At 69.9% G+C, this 13560-nt stretch carries 12 protein-coding genes and 1 pseudogene; 6 read left to right on the forward strand and 7 right to left on the reverse strand.

Annotation, left to right across the window (positions count from 1 at the left end):
- The coding region (locus tag P409_RS12050) for an Hsp70 family protein (protein WP_034836204.1) at positions 1-993 on the reverse strand (993 nt) is incomplete at its 3' end.
- Positions 994-1211: 218 nt separating this feature from the next.
- On the opposite strand from P409_RS12050, the gene P409_RS12055 reads away from it, so the two are divergent.
- A complete protein-coding gene (locus P409_RS12055) occupies positions 1212-2357 on the forward strand; it encodes a helix-turn-helix transcriptional regulator (RefSeq protein ID WP_152613342.1) in 1146 nt (381 codons plus the stop codon).
- A 13-nt stretch (positions 2358-2370) separates the two neighbouring features.
- Here P409_RS12055 and P409_RS12060 read toward each other — a convergent pair whose 3' ends face one another.
- The 3 genes from P409_RS12060 to P409_RS12070 form a co-directional block, all read right to left on the reverse strand.
- On the reverse strand, positions 2371-3384 hold the full coding sequence (locus P409_RS12060; protein WP_034836212.1) for an LLM class flavin-dependent oxidoreductase: 1014 nt from the start codon (positions 3382-3384) through the stop codon (positions 2371-2373).
- 150 nt (positions 3385-3534) lie between these two features.
- A complete protein-coding gene (gene speB / locus P409_RS12065; RefSeq protein WP_152613343.1) occupies positions 3535-4500 on the reverse strand; it encodes an agmatinase in 966 nt (321 codons plus the stop codon).
- Between the two features lie 61 nt (positions 4501-4561).
- On the reverse strand, positions 4562-5902 hold the full coding sequence (locus P409_RS12070) for a glutamine synthetase family protein (RefSeq protein ID WP_034836220.1): 1341 nt from the start codon (positions 5900-5902) through the stop codon (positions 4562-4564).
- A gap of 185 nt (positions 5903-6087) precedes the next feature.
- Here P409_RS12070 and P409_RS12075 point away from each other — a divergent pair, with 185 nt between their 5' ends.
- Positions 6088-7458 (forward strand): glutamine synthetase family protein, encoded by a 1371-nt coding sequence (locus tag P409_RS12075; protein ID WP_052120439.1) that lies wholly within the window; start codon positions 6088-6090, stop codon positions 7456-7458.
- Positions 7459-7462: 4 nt separating this feature from the next.
- Here P409_RS12075 and P409_RS12080 read toward each other — a convergent pair whose 3' ends face one another.
- Positions 7463-8002: an AP2/ERF family transcription factor gene (locus tag P409_RS12080; protein WP_081991443.1), complete on the reverse strand. Its 540-nt coding sequence runs from the start codon at positions 8000-8002 to the stop codon at positions 7463-7465.
- Between the two features lie 189 nt (positions 8003-8191).
- On the opposite strand from P409_RS12080, the gene P409_RS12085 reads away from it, so the two are divergent.
- The 3 genes from P409_RS12085 to zigA all read left to right on the forward strand — a co-directional run bounded on the left by P409_RS12085 (position 8192) and on the right by zigA (position 10051).
- Positions 8192-8443 (forward strand): DUF1272 domain-containing protein, encoded by a 252-nt coding sequence (locus P409_RS12085; RefSeq protein WP_034836242.1) that lies wholly within the window; start codon positions 8192-8194, stop codon positions 8441-8443.
- Between the two features lie 112 nt (positions 8444-8555).
- A complete protein-coding gene (locus P409_RS12090) occupies positions 8556-8840 on the forward strand; it encodes a hypothetical protein (protein WP_034836225.1) in 285 nt (94 codons plus the stop codon).
- Positions 8841-8842: 2 nt separating this feature from the next.
- Positions 8843-10051 (forward strand): zinc metallochaperone GTPase ZigA, encoded by a 1209-nt coding sequence (gene zigA, locus P409_RS12095; protein WP_034836229.1) that lies wholly within the window; start codon positions 8843-8845, stop codon positions 10049-10051.
- A gap of 7 nt (positions 10052-10058) precedes the next feature.
- On the opposite strand, the gene P409_RS36190 is transcribed toward zigA, so the two are convergent.
- The gene (locus P409_RS36190) at positions 10059-11846 is read right to left on the reverse strand and encodes a sensor domain-containing diguanylate cyclase (RefSeq protein ID WP_152613344.1); all 1788 of its coding nucleotides are present in this window, start codon (positions 11844-11846) and stop codon (positions 10059-10061) included.
- Positions 11847-12053: 207 nt separating this feature from the next.
- Between P409_RS36190 and P409_RS12105 the strand changes: the two genes are divergently transcribed.
- Positions 12054-13343 (forward strand): NAD(P)/FAD-dependent oxidoreductase, encoded by a 1290-nt coding sequence (locus P409_RS12105; protein WP_034836232.1) that lies wholly within the window; start codon positions 12054-12056, stop codon positions 13341-13343.
- 6 nt (positions 13344-13349) lie between these two features.
- Here P409_RS12105 and P409_RS38850 read toward each other — a convergent pair.
- Positions 13350-13560, reverse strand: a pseudogene (locus tag P409_RS38850) (D-alanyl-D-alanine carboxypeptidase); the annotation flags it as partial.

Raw genomic sequence — 13560 nt, forward strand, 5'->3', positions numbered from 1 at the left:
GCGCAGCCCCAGCTTGGGCTCCACCAGCCGCAGGTCGATCACGGTCGGGTCCTTGTCGCCGAGCGCGATCTTCGCCGCCTCGACCCGCAGCGCCAGGCTGTGGCCGAGATTGCCCTCCAGCACCCGCAGCAGCCGGTCGAACTTCTCCGGTGCGCGCGATTCCCGGCGCACGTCGCGCACCTCCGCCACCACCTTGGGGGCGTAGAGGGCGTTGATCCGGCTCCAGGTCGCCAGCATGTGGAAGTAGCGGCTGGGCGCCACCGCGCCCTCGCGCTTCATCTTCGTGCCCATGCCCAGCGCCGGCATCACCGTGGCCAGGCTGAACAGCCGGTCGACATCGGTGCCGCCCAGCCGGATGCCGTCATTGGCCAGGATGTCGCCCGCCCGGTCCGGCAGCGCCCGGCGCTGCGGCCCCAGCCGGACGACCGAGATGTCGGAGGTGCCGCCGCCGATATCGACGATCAGCGCCACCTCCTCCCGGTCCAGCCCGGCCTCATAGGTGCGGGCGGCGGCGATCGGCTCGTATTCGAAGGACACCTCGGCGAAGCCGGCCTCGCGCGCGATCGCCTGCAGCGTGTCCTGGGCGGCGCGGTCGCCGGCCGGGTCGTCGTCGACGAAATGCACCGGCCGGCCATGCACCACCCGTTCCAGCGCGTGGCCGCAGGCAGCCTCGGCCCGCGCCTTCATCTCGGCCAGGAAGATGCCGATCACCTGCTTGAAGCCGATGCGCTCGCGCCCGACCCAGGTGTCCTCCTCGATCAGCGAGGTGCCGAGCACCGACTTGATCGACCGCATCAGCCGGCCATCCAGGCTCTCGACATAAGAGTCGACGGCCGAGCGGCCGAAGCGCGGCGCGCCGCCGACCAGGTCGAACCAGATCGCGCTGGGCAGCGTGGTCGCCGCCCCCTCCAGCGGCAGCAGCCTCGCCCCCGCGGCGTCGACGATGCCGAGGGTCGAGTTCGAGGTGCCGAAATCCAGGCCGCAGACCGCCATCTCCGCCTCCGCTCCAACGACGAAAAGCCCCGGGTCCGGTCGGACGGGGCTGAAAAGGGGCGCGGGTTTTAGCGCGGGCACGCGCCGGAGGGAAGAGGTGATGGCTGCGCGGAGACGACACGGGGCCAGACGCTCATGATAAAATGTCCGTCAAAAGCGCTGCGTTTCCCATGTATCATGGTCTTCGAGACGCAGCCATCGGGGGGATGGACCATGCGATGCCGTCGGTCCGCGGGATCGATCGCAGCCCGGCCGGGCCCGTGATGATCGGGGCGACCCGGCCCGAGCTGTTCCGGGACGTCGAGGCGCTGTTCCTCGATGCTGCGCTCGACCCCGACCTGTGGCCCGTCGCCCTCGGCGCCTTCGCCGGCGCGGGGGGAAGCGAAGCGTCGCTGTTCATGACGGCACGCTCGGCCACCCAGCTCGGGGCACCCTCCGCCGGGTTCGAGGAGATCATCGAGGCGGCCACGGCCGATGGCTGGCCGCAGCGAAACCCGCGCTTCCCGCGCATCAATGCCCGGACCTGGACCAACTTCGTCTGCGACACCGAGCTGCTGTCCGCCGACGAGATCGCCCGCGACCCGTTCTACAACGAGCTGCTGCGGCCCTTCGGCCTGAAATGGGCGGCCGGGTCGATCCTCCTCTCGAGCCCCACCCTCGGCCCTGTCGTCCTGACGCTGGAGCGGGCGCTGGACACCGATCCGTTCACGCCGGCGGAGCTCGCGGCCCTCGACTCGCTCCGGCCCTCCTTCGCCCGCGCGGTGCGGCTGGCCGAGAGCCTCGGCTTCCGCAAGCTCGACGGCATGATCGAGGGGTGGGAGGCGGCGGAGGTCGCGGGCGCGATCCTCGGCCCCCAGGGCACCGTGCTGCGCAGCACCTGCGCGCTGACCGCGCTGCTCGGCGACGGGCTGGCGCTGCGGGGCGGCCGGCTGACCGCGATGGCCATCGACGACAACCGGCGGCTGCAGGCCGGCATCGAAGGCAGCATCCATCCGGCTGGCGCCGCCGCGGGCGGCCCGATCGCGATCCGGCGGCCGAGCGGGCGGCCGCCGCTGGTGGTCGATATCTCTCCCCTGCCCCGCGACCGGATGCTGGTCTTCAACGGCGCCCGTGCGATCGTCCTGATCCGGGATCCCGCCGCGCGCTCGGTGTCGGCGGAACGGCGGCTGGCGACCATGTTCGGCCTGTCCCGCGCGGAAGCCCGGCTCGCGGCCCTTCTCGGCAGTGGCGTGCCGCTGGCCGAGGCCGCGGAGCGGCTGTCAATCCGCTACGAGACGGCCCGGACCCAGCTGAAATCGATCTTCGTCAAGACCGACACCCATCGGCAGGCCGATGTGGTCGCCCTATTCGCCCGCCTGGGCTGACGGCCGGCGCGGCTCAGCCCGCCTGCAGCCCGAACGCCTCCGCCACCAGCTCGTAGGAGCGCAGACGCGCGCCGTGGTCGTGGATCATGCTGGTGATCATCACCTCGCTGGCCACGGTCTCGCCCGCCAACCGCTCGATCTCGGCCTTCACCGTCTCCGGCGTGCCGACGATCTGGTTGCGGCGGGCGTTCTCGGCCACGCGCTTCTCTTCCGCCGTATAGGGGTAGGACAGCGCCTCTTCCGGGCTCGGCAGCAGGCCCGGCCGGTTGGTGCGCAGCCGCACCCAGGACAGCTGGTGCGGCGCCGCCAGCCGCTCCGCCTCCGCCGGGTCCTCCGCGCAATAGACCGAGACGGTCAGGATCGAATGCGGCGCCTGCATCGTCGCCGAGGGCTGGAAGTTGGCCCGGTACAGATGCATCGCCGGCATCGTGTATTGCGGGCTGAAATGATGGGCGAAGGCGAAGCCGCAGCCGATCCGGGCGGCGAAGCGGGCGCCGAATTCGCTGGAGCCGAGCATCCAGACCGGCGGCAGCGGCACATCCTCCGGCACCGCGTGAACATTGCGGAAGGCATGTTCCGGCGGGAAGGTGCCGTCGGCGAAGGCGCGCAGCTCGGCATATTGCTCGGGGAAGTCGTTGGCGATGACCGCTTCCTGAGAGCGCCGCATCGCCAGCGCGGTCAGCTGGTCCGAGCCCGGGGCGCGGCCGAGGCCGAGATCGATCCGGCCCGGATGCAACGCCTCCAGCATCTTGAAGGCCTCGACCACCCGCAGCGGCGCGTGGTTCGGCAGCATCACCCCGCCGGAGCCGACACGGATCCGCTCCGTCACCTGGGCGATGTGGCCGATCAGGATCTCGGGCGCCGTGGAGGCCACGCCGGGGATCGAGTGATGCTCGGCCACCCAGTAGCGGGTGTAGCCCAGCCGATCCGTCAGCCGGGCGAGGTCGAGCGAGTTGCGGACCGCCTGCCCCGTCGGGGAGCCGGAGGCGATCGGCGCGAGGTCGAGGACCGAGAGGGGCAGAGTCATTCTCTCAACTTTGGCGGCCCCCGCTTCGGTTCAAGCCCGGGCGCGCTCGGCGATCGCTGCGCCGGCCGCATGGCGGTCATCCGCCCGAAAGGCAGGACGGTGGTGGACAAGAACGAGACTCGGCTCCGGTGCAGCCCCGATCCGGCCGGCTCAGGCCGAGGCCCCTGTCCCGCGGCGCGCCGCCACGCCGGGCGCAAGGGCGCAGAGCAGCTCGAACATCAGCGTCGCCCCGGTCACGGCGGTGAGGCCGGAGGGGTCGAAGGGCGGCGCCACCTCGACCAGGTCGGCGCCGACCAGGTCCAGCCCGGCCAAGCGGCGCACCATGCGCTGGGCCTCCCGGGTGGTGATGCCGCCGATCTCCGGCGTGCCGGTGCCCGGCGCCATCGACGGGTCGAGGGCGTCGATGTCGAAGGTCACATAGGCGGGCTGGTCGCCGAGAATCTCCAGCGCCTCGTCCATCACGTCGTCCGGGCCGCGATGGTCGAACTCCTCGATGAACACCATGCGAATGCCGCAGGCCTTGGCGAAGTCGTAATTGGCGGCGTCGGAGATCGAGCCGCGCAGCCCGATCTGGACCATCCGCTTCGGGTCGAGCAGCCCCTCCTCGATCGCCCGGCGGAACGGCGTGCCGTGGTTATAGCGATTGCCGAAGAAGCCCTCATAGGTGTCGGAATGGGCGTCGAACTGGATCAGCCCGACCGGCCGGCCCGTCGCCAGGCCGCGCAGGATCGGCAGCGACACCAGATGGTCGCCGCCGGCCGACAGCGGCACCGCGCCGGCCCGGTGCAGATCGGCGTAGAAGCCCGTGATCGACTCCAGCGACTTTTCCAGGCTGATCGGGTCGACCGGCGCGTCGCCGCAATCCGCGACCCGCGCCAGGTCGTAGGGCGAGACGCCGGTGACGTGGTGCACCCGGCGCATCAGGCTGGACTGGTTGCGCAGCTCGCGCGGGCCGTGCCGCGCCCCGGCGCGGTTGGTCACGCCGCCGTCGAAAGGCACGCCGACCAGGGCGATGTCGACCTCCGCCGGCGTCGCCAGCGGCAGTCGCATGAAGGTCGGGATGCAGGCGAAGCGCGGCACCTGGCCGGAATCCAACGGCTCGAACTTGCCCGCCAAGGCTCCCTCCCCTGTCATGGCGCTCGTGGCGGCCCGCCCCGAACCGGGACGGGCCGTCTGCTCAGACGTTCAGCAGCAGGTTCTCGCGTTCCCAGGAGCTGATGACGCGGTGATAGGCGTCATACTCCTTGTTCTTCACCCACCACACCGCGTCGACCAGCTTCTCGCCCAGCACCTCGCGCAGCGGGCGCGAGGCGGAGAACTTGTTGAGGCTGTCGTAGAGGTGGCGCGGCAGGGTGAAGGCCAGGCGCTTGGCCGAGCCCTCGACCGGGTTCGACGGCTGCATCTCGTTGACGATGCCGAGATAGCCGCAGGCCAGCGACGCCGCGAACATCAGGTAGGGGTTGCAGTCCGCGCCCGCCACGCGGTTCTCGACCCGCTTGGCCTGCGGCTCGTCGATCGGCACGCGGAAGCCGACGGTGCGGTTGTCCATGCCCCAATGGACGTTGATCGGCGCGTCGCTCTCGGGGTCCAGGCGGCGGTAGGAGTTCACGTTCGGCGCGAACAGCGGCATCGCCGCCGGCACGAATTTCTGCAGGCCGGCGATGTAGGCCAGGAACAGGTCGCTGTTCCCGCCTTCCTTGGTGGCGAACAGGTTCCGGCCGGTCTTGGCGTCGTTCACGCTCTGATGCAGATGCATCGCGCTGCCGGGCTCGTTCTGCAACGGCTTGGCCATGAAGGTGGCGTAGACGTCGTGGCGCATCGCCGTCTCGCGCACCGTGCGCTTGAAGATCAGCACCTGGTCGGCGAGGTCCAGCGGGTCGCCATGGTTGAAGTTGATCTCGATCTGCGCCGCCCCGGCCTCATGCGCCAGGGTGTCGACGTCGAGGCCCATCGCCTCGCAGTGATCGTAGATCTCCTCGAAGATCGGGTCGAACTCGTTGACCGCGTCGATGCCGTAGGACTGGCGCCCCGTCTCCGGCCGGCCGGACCGGCCGATCGGCGGCTCCAGCGGGTAGTCGGGGTCGATGTTCTTTTTGACCAGGTAGAATTCGAGCTCGGGCGCCACCAGCGGCTTCCAGCCCTTCTCCTCGTACAGCTTCAGCACCCGCCGCAGCACGTGGCGGCAGGACAGCTCGCACGGGCTGCCGTCGACATATTCCGCGTCGCAGATCACCTGCGCCGTCGGCTCCTCGTACCAGGGGACGATGCGGATGGTGTCCTTGTCGGGCACCATGTAGATGTCGATGTCGGCGGCATTGGTGACGTCGTCATCGGGGTATTCCCCGGTCACCGTCTGCATGAAGATCGATTCCGGGATCCGCATCCCGCGGGTCTTCAGGCCCTTGATGAACTTGTCGTCGGGCAGGATCTTGCCCCGGGCGATCCCGTTGATGTCCGGGACCAGGCACTCGACTTCGGTCACGCCATGGTCGTGAATGAAGTCCACAAGTTTTTGCATAAAATCATGGTCAGCCCCTTTAGGCGGACCCCGCTTCTCGTTTCAGCCCGGCCACCATAGCCGAGCCCCCCGGGGGGGTGGGAAGGAGAAACAGGCGCCCGCATGGCCGCTCCGACTCGGCCCGGCTTGACACTTCCCGGTCGGCTGCGAGGATGAAGGCTTCGTGGCAACAATTGCGTGACCAAATGCATGAACGCACATCGAACGACATCGTAAGGAATTTCCGCGCGCAATTTCCTGACATCACGCACATCGACGCCCTGGTCTGCGACATGTGCGGTGTCCTGCGCGGCAAGAAGGTTCCCGTCGCCGCGCTCGACAAGATCTTCCGCGACGGCCTGACCTTCCCCGGCTCCCTCTTCGCCACCGACATCACCGGCGAAACGGTCGAAGAGACCGGCCTCGGCTTCGCCGATGGCGACGCGGACCGCGACTGCTTCCCCGTCCCGCACACCCTCGACCCGGTGCCGTGGCTGTCGCGCCCGACCGGCCAGGTGCTACTGGCGATGCGGGACCTCGACGGCTCCCCCTTCTTCGCCGATCCGCGCACCGTCCTGGCCAATATCGTCCAGCGCCTGCGGGATGACGGGCTGCACCCGGTGGTGGCGGTGGAGCTGGAATTCTACCTGGTCGACCGCAAGCGTGGCGAGGACGGCCGGCCGCGGCCGCCGATGTCGCCGATCAGCGGCAAGCGCCAGGACACCACCCAGGTCTACGGCATCGACGAGCTGTACGACTTCAACGACCTGCTGCACGAGATCTACGACACCTGCGTGGCGCAGGGCATCCCGGTCGACAGCCTGGTCTCGGAATACGCGCCGGGGCAGTACGAGATCAATCTGCGCCATGTCGCCGACCCGCTCGAGGCCTGCGACGACGCCATCCTGTTCAAGCGGGTGGTCAAGTCGGTCGCGGCCAAGCACGGGGTCGAGGCGACCTTCATGGCGAAGCCCTATCCCGACCAGGCCGGCAGCGGCTTCCACATCCATATGAGCCTGCTGGACGCCGCCGGCGCCAGCCTGTTCGCCGCGGATGACCCGCATGGCACCCCGATGCTGCGCCACGCCATCGGCGGCCTCGGCGCCACCATGGCGGAGGGCATGGCGGTGTTCGCTCAGAACCAGAACGCCTTCCGCCGCTTCCAGCCCAACTCCTACGTGCCGCACGCCCCGACCTGGGCCGCCAACAACCGCAGCGTGTCGCTGCGCATCCCGCCGGGCAAGCCGAAGGACCGCCGGGTCGAGCACCGCGTCGCCGGCGCCGACAGCAACCCCTATCTGGTGGTCGCGGCGGTGCTGGCCGGGGCGCATCACGGCATCAAGCGGCAGATCGATCCGGGCCCGCCGATCTCGGGCAACGCCTATGACACGATCGAGCCGACGCTGACCTCGTCCTGGATCGTGGCGCTGGAACAGCTCGACGGCTCGGCCTTCTTCAACGAGTATTTCGGCCGCCGCTTCCTCGACATCTACCTGGCTCTGAAATGGGCCGAGCGCGACAAGTTCTTCTCCCAGATCAGCCAGCTGGAATATGACTGGTACCTGAACAAGGTCTGAGGGGTCAGGCCCTGCGGCGCTCCTGGATGGTTTCGGCCGGCCGGGAGCGCCGCTTCGGCGCCTCCTCCCGTCGGGTTGCCCCCTGCCGCTTCGATTTGCGCTCGGGAACGTGGATATCCAGCAGTTCCTCGAGCCGCTCCTCATTGCCGGCGGTCATCTCCGCCCGGGTGGCGAAGGCCAGCTCCCGCGCCTCGTTCTCGCCCAGCTGGGCCACCGAGTACTTCTTCTGCCGCCGCACGCCGTCCTGGGTCCAGTAGGCGGTCCAGAACGCCGAGTTCCCGCCGGGGCGGACATAGCGCGCGACGCCGGGGACCCCGTGCGGCGTGTTCCGGCGCGGCAGCAGCCGCGTCCGCAGCGACCGGATCTCCTGATGCTCCAGCAGATGCGCCAGCGCGAAGGCGTCGGCAGCGGCCTTCGCCTTGGCCGACGATCCGCCATGAGCCAGATCCGAAAAGAATTTGCGCGTGTGTTTCCCGGCCACCGAATATCGCACGAGCCAACCGAGCATTCGCTTCGCGGGGTTGTCAATTCGGCTGACGCGCATCGAGATCTCCAGGTTGCTGGGCGGATACTGGCACAGGACGATGCTCCTTGGCAGTCATTGTGAGGCACATGAAGCATTTGTATGAATCTCCTCAGCCGGCGACGCGACGCGCCACCGCGGAGGACAGGAAAACCGGTGGCCCGGGACGACGGCCCCGGCGATACCGAAGACCGGGATCTGGAGGATTCGATGCTTGACCTGCGCCCGAACTGCGAATGCTGCGACAAGGATCTGCCGCCCGATTCCCGGGAGGCCGTGATCTGCAGTTTCGAATGCACCTTCTGCACCCGCTGCGCCGAGACGGTGCTGGGCGGCCGCTGCCCGAATTGCGGCGGCGGCTTCGCCCCGCGCCCGGTCCGGCCGGCGGCGGCGCTGGCGCGCCATCCAGCCTCGACCGTCCGGGTGCTCAAGCCGGAGGGATGCCGGCCGCCGGCCGGCTGAACGGGATCGATTCCGGGGGCTCCGGCAGCGGCGATCGCCTTGCGATCGACAGAGGGCTTGCGTCTGAAATTTAACTGTTATGATATAACATTAAATTTACCGGACGAAAGCCATGCCAGACCAGCCGCACCACACCCTCGAACAGATCGCCCCCGGCCTTCACACCCCCGCCGGCTTCACCCGCGCGACCCATGAGATCCGCCGCCTGATGGCCGAGCTAGAGGCCGTCGGCCTGTCCCCGGCCGCCCTATCCTCGGCGCTGCTGACCGAAACCATGCCGCGCCTGGTGGCCGTGCACGGATCGTCGCGCTGTGCCGAGTTGCTGGGGTCGCTGGCACTCGGCCTGCGGCTGGACGACATCGCGGCCGGGCCCGCGTCGCCCCGGTGGGTGTCGTGACCATGCGGCCGGAGTCCCGCCTTCCCGTCACCGTCCTCTCCGGCTTCCTCGGCGCCGGCAAGACGACGCTGCTGAACCACATCCTGCGCAATCGCGAGGGCCGCCGGGTCGCCGTCATCGTCAACGACATGAGCGAGGTGAACATCGACGCCGAGTTGGTCCGCAACGGCGGCGCCGATCTCAGCCGCACCAGCGAGACCCTGGTCGAGATGACCAATGGCTGCATCTGCTGCACCCTGCGCGACGACCTGCTGCGCGAGGTCCGCCTGCTGGCCGAGCAGGGGCGGTTCGACTGCCTGGTGATCGAATCGACCGGCATCTCCGAGCCGCTGCCGGTGGCCGCGACCTTCGACTTCCGCGACGAGGACGGCGCCTCGCTCGGCGATGTCGCCCGCATCGACACCATGGTGACGGTGGTCGACGCCGCCAACCTGCTGGCCGATTTCAGCTCGACCGACTTCCTGCGCGACCGCGGCGAGACCGCCGGCGACGGGGACGGCCGCACCCTGGTCGACCTGCTGGTCGACCAGATCGAGTTCGCCGACGTGGTGGTGCTGAACAAGATCGACGCGGCGACGCCGGAGCAGCGCCGGATGGTCCGCCGCGTCATCGCCGGGCTGAACCCGGAGGCGGCGATCGTCGAGGCGAATTTCGGTGCCGTCGCCCTGGACTCGATCCTCGGCACCGGCCGCTTCGACTTCGACCGGGCCCGCGAGCACCCGCTCTGGTACAAGGAGCTTTACCAGTTCGCGGAGCACAGACCCGAGACGCTGGAATACGGCGTCGAGAGCTTCGTCTACCGTGCCCGCCGCCCCTTCCACCCGGCCCGGCTGCATGCCGCCTTCAACCGGCCCTGGCCCGGCGTGATCCGCTCCAAGGGCCATTTCTGGCTGGCGACCCGGCCGCGCTGGGTCGGCGAGATGAGCCAAGCCGGCGCCATGCTGCGGCACGAGGCGATCGGCTTCTGGTGGGCGGCGGTGCCGCGGGACCGCTGGCCTGGGGATCCGGAAATGCGTCGGATGATCGAGGCGCGCTGGGATCCGGTGTTCGGCGACCGCCGGCAGGAACTGGTGTTCATCGGCATCGGCATGGACCAGGCGGCGATCCGGCACGCCCTCGATGCCTGCCTGGTCGACCCCGCTTCCGGCTTCGACCCGGCCGGCTGGGCCGACCTGCCCGACCCCTTCCCCACCTGGCGCCGCGCGGCCTAGCCGCGTCTCAAGCCGAGGCACGCGACGGCGGCTCCGGCTCGGCCTTGCGCCGCTGGAGCTGCTGTTTCGCGGCGTACAGCCGGGCATCGGCCACTGCGGCCAGCCCATGCTCGTCCTCAGCGTCCCGCGGCAGGAAGGCCCAGCCGATGCTGGCGCCGACCGAAACCGTGCCGGCGCCGACCGGGATCGGGGCGGCCAGGGCGGCCCCGATCCGGTCGGCCAGGACCTCCACCTCGCCGGCGCCGAGCTCATCCCCAATCACCGCGAATTCATCGCCACCGGTCCGTACCGGCGTCATGCCGTCCGGCAGGGCCGCGGCCAGGCGCTGCGCCAGGGCGCGCAGCACGGTATCGCCCGCCAGGTGACCATGGCCGTCATTGACCGCCTTGAAACCGTCGAGGTCGATCACCATCAGCACGGCCCCGGCCGACCGCCGGCGATAGGCCCCGATCCGCTCCTTCAGCGCGGCGTCGAGCGCATGCCGGTTGGCCAGGCCGGTCAGGGCGTCGTGGTTGGCCATGTATTCGATCTTCTGCTCCAGCGCCTTCCGGGCCGAGACATCCATGAACGAGCCGACCACGCGCAGCGGCCGCCCGGCCTCGTCACGCTCGACCGTCCGGCCCCGCGCCAGCTGCCAGAGCCAGCCGCCATCCGGCGCGGGCCAGCGATACTCGACGACGCAATCCGGAGACCGGCCGGCCAGGTGATCCTCCAGCACCGCCGTCGCCCGCTCGCGGTCGTCGGGATGGATCCGGCGCAGATAATCCTCCAGCGGCCGGCGCTGCGTCGCCTCGGCACGCTCGGCCAGCGAGATGGAGTCGAGGGCGGACATCAGGCGGGACGGCACCTCGAGATCCCAGATGCCATCGGTGGTGCCCTCGAAGGCCAGGGCCAGCCGGCGCTCGCTTTCGGCCAGACGCTGCTCGACCCGGCGGCGCGTCGACATGATGCTGGCGACCAGGACGGCGGCCAGGGAGATCAGGGCGACCGACAGCCGGGTCGACAGCAGGATGCGCAGCGGATCTTCGGCCACGGTCTGCGACGGCAGCCGGTCGAGGCCGAGGCCGAGGGCCGCAAAGATCCACAAACCCACCAGCGCCGCCATCACCGTGGTGGCGAAGATGCCGGACCGCATCGCCGACCAGATCAGGGGCAGCAGCAGGTAGCCGGTGGTGCCGATGCCGCCGGTGGCAACCCCGAGTGCCGCCATTAGCACCAGCAGCATCACGGGGCCCGCCAGTTCCGGCAGCTCCTGCCGGGTCAGGCGCGAGACCCAGCCCGACGGCCACGGCCGTGACGGCAGGGTCAGGGCGACCGGCAGCACCGCCGCGAGGCTGGCGATCTCCGACATCCACCAGGTCGCGGTGTTCAGCAGGATCGCCGTGTCGCCGAGCAGGCCGAAGCCGAGCGCGGAGGCGATGCCGCCGGCCAGGGCCGAGACGATGCATGCGATCCCGACGCGCAGCACGGCGGCGGGGTGGTCGAGATTCCGCCCCTCCGGCCACATCGGCTGCAGCACCAGCAGGCCCGCGGCGATCTCGGCCAGATTGGACAGCAGCAGCACCAGGGCGAGCTCGATGCCGCGCCCATAGCTCAGATCGGCGCCGACGAAGGCCACGACCACCCCGGCCCAGCACAGCGGATGCCGCCGCGTCGGGCTGCGCAGGAACCACCCGATCAGCGCGCCATTCGCCGGCCAGAACAGGGCGAGCGGCTCCAGCCCCTTCGTGGCGATGCCGAGCGCCGCCAGGACGAAGGTCAGGACCGTCGCCTCCACCACATCGCGAAGCTGCATGCGCACCGGCAAAGGCCACACCCCAGGGTCACGGCATATGGTCCTATTCTCGCCCGTAGCCTCCGCCGGGACAAGCGAACAGCCATCCGCTCAGTTCCGGCGGCCGTCATGCGGGCAGGACATGACGGACCGGGCGTCGGCCCGGCTGGCCGGCCCCGCCCCGGCCAAGCTATTGAGAGCGCCGTCCGAGGCCACATCCACCGTGTCATGCAAGCAGCCGGCCATGTCCGCTCCTGGTACGCCGCCACCGCCAACCGCGATCTCCGCTTCCCCGCGCTGGACGGGGATCTGCGCTGCGACGTGCTGGTCGTCGGCGGCGGCTACACCGGTCTCAGCACCGCGATCGAGCTGAGGGAGCGCGGCCTCGACGTCGTGCTGGTCGAGGCGCAGCGGGTCGGCTGGGGCGCCTCGGGCCGCAATGGCGGCCAGGCGGTGACCGGCTTCAACAAGGACATCAGCACCATTGCCGGCTGGGTCGGCCGCGACGACGCCCGCAAGCTGTGGGACATGTCCGAGGAGGCCAAGGCGCTGCTGCGCCAGCGCGTCGAGCAGTACGGCATCGATTGCGACCTGCGCTGGGGCTATGTGCTGGGCGCGCTGAAGCGGCGGCATATGGAGGAACTGGAGGCTCATCTCGCCGAATGGGACGGGCTCGGCTACCACCAAGGCCGGATGCTGTCGCGGGCCGAGATCCGGGCGCTGGTCGACGCGCCGGGCTATGTCGGCGGCCTGCTCGACAGCGGCAGCGGCCAGCTGCACCCGCTGAACTATGCGCTCGGCCTGGCGGACGCGGCCCGCTCGCTGGGCGTGAGGATCTTCGAGGACACGCCGGTCACACGGCTGGACCAGACCAAACCGGCCGTGGCGACGACGCCGAAGGGGCGCATCACCGCCGATTTCGTGGCGCTGTGCGGCAATGCCTATCTGCCGGCGCTGTCGGCCGAGGTCGACCGCACCATCCGCTCGCGGGTCATGCCGGTCGGCACCTACATCATCGCCACCGAACCGCTAGGCGAATCGCTGGCGCAGCAGACCGTCCCGTCCGGCTTCGCCGTGGCCGACATCAACTTCGTGCTGAACTATTATCGGCTGAGCCATGACGGCCGGATGCTGTTCGGCGGCGGCGTCAGCTATTCCGGCTATGAGCCGCGGCGCCTGGCCGAGACCATGCGCCGGACCATGGTGCGAACCCTGCCCCGCCTGGCGGACAAGAAAATCGAGTTCTGCTGGGGCGGCCATGTCGGCATCACCATCAACCGCACGCCGCATTTCGGCCGGCTGGCGCCGCACATCTTCTTCGCCCAGGGCTTCTCCGGCCATGGCGTGCTGCTGACCGGCATGGCCGGGCGGGTCATGGCCGAGGCGATCCGCGGCCAGGCAAACCGCTTCGACGTTTTCGCCCGGATCCCGCACCGGCCGTTCCCCGGCGGCCGGCTGCTGCGCATGCCGGCCCTGGTGCTGGCGATGACGTGGTACCGGCTGCGCGATCTCGTCTAGGGGCCGCTAGTAGGCGGCCGCCCACTGCCGCAGGAGCTCACGCTCGGCGGCCCGGGCCCGCCCGATCCAGCGCCGGGCCGGCTGCGACACGGTCAGGACGTAGGGGTCGGTCGCCGCGTCCGCCGCGGCGCGCTGCGGCTCGTCGACGACGAAAATGGCGAAGCCGAGCTGCCGGCCGCTGTTCGCCGTCAGATATCCGGCCAGGCCGCAGACATAG

It is taken from the genome of Inquilinus limosus MP06, assembly GCF_000767795.1.
In the GTDB taxonomy this organism is placed as follows: domain Bacteria; phylum Pseudomonadota; class Alphaproteobacteria; order DSM-16000; family Inquilinaceae; genus Inquilinus; species Inquilinus limosus_E.

What these genes read in the sequence shown, in the direction of transcription:
- P409_RS12055 (WP_152613342.1), top strand. Translation starts at nt 1,212, where the DNA reads ATGCCGTCGGTCCGCGGGATCGATCGCAGCCCGGCCGGGCCCGTGATG.
- P409_RS12060 (WP_034836212.1), bottom strand. Translation starts at nt 3,384, where the DNA reads ATGACTCTGCCCCTCTCGGTCCTCGACCTCGCGCCGATCGCCTCCGGC.
- P409_RS12070 (WP_034836220.1), bottom strand. Translation starts at nt 5,902, where the DNA reads ATGCAAAAACTTGTGGACTTCATTCACGACCATGGCGTGACCGAAGTC.
- P409_RS12075 (WP_052120439.1), top strand. Translation starts at nt 6,088, where the DNA reads ATGCATGAACGCACATCGAACGACATCGTAAGGAATTTCCGCGCGCAA.
- P409_RS12080 (WP_081991443.1), bottom strand. Translation starts at nt 8,002, where the DNA reads ATGCGCGTCAGCCGAATTGACAACCCCGCGAAGCGAATGCTCGGTTGG.
- P409_RS12085 (WP_034836242.1), top strand. Translation starts at nt 8,192, where the DNA reads ATGCTTGACCTGCGCCCGAACTGCGAATGCTGCGACAAGGATCTGCCG.
- P409_RS12090 (WP_034836225.1), top strand. Translation starts at nt 8,556, where the DNA reads ATGCCAGACCAGCCGCACCACACCCTCGAACAGATCGCCCCCGGCCTT.
- zigA (WP_034836229.1), top strand. Translation starts at nt 8,843, where the DNA reads ATGCGGCCGGAGTCCCGCCTTCCCGTCACCGTCCTCTCCGGCTTCCTC.
- P409_RS36190 (WP_152613344.1), bottom strand. Translation starts at nt 11,846, where the DNA reads ATGCAGCTTCGCGATGTGGTGGAGGCGACGGTCCTGACCTTCGTCCTG.
- P409_RS12105 (WP_034836232.1), top strand. Translation starts at nt 12,054, where the DNA reads ATGCAAGCAGCCGGCCATGTCCGCTCCTGGTACGCCGCCACCGCCAAC.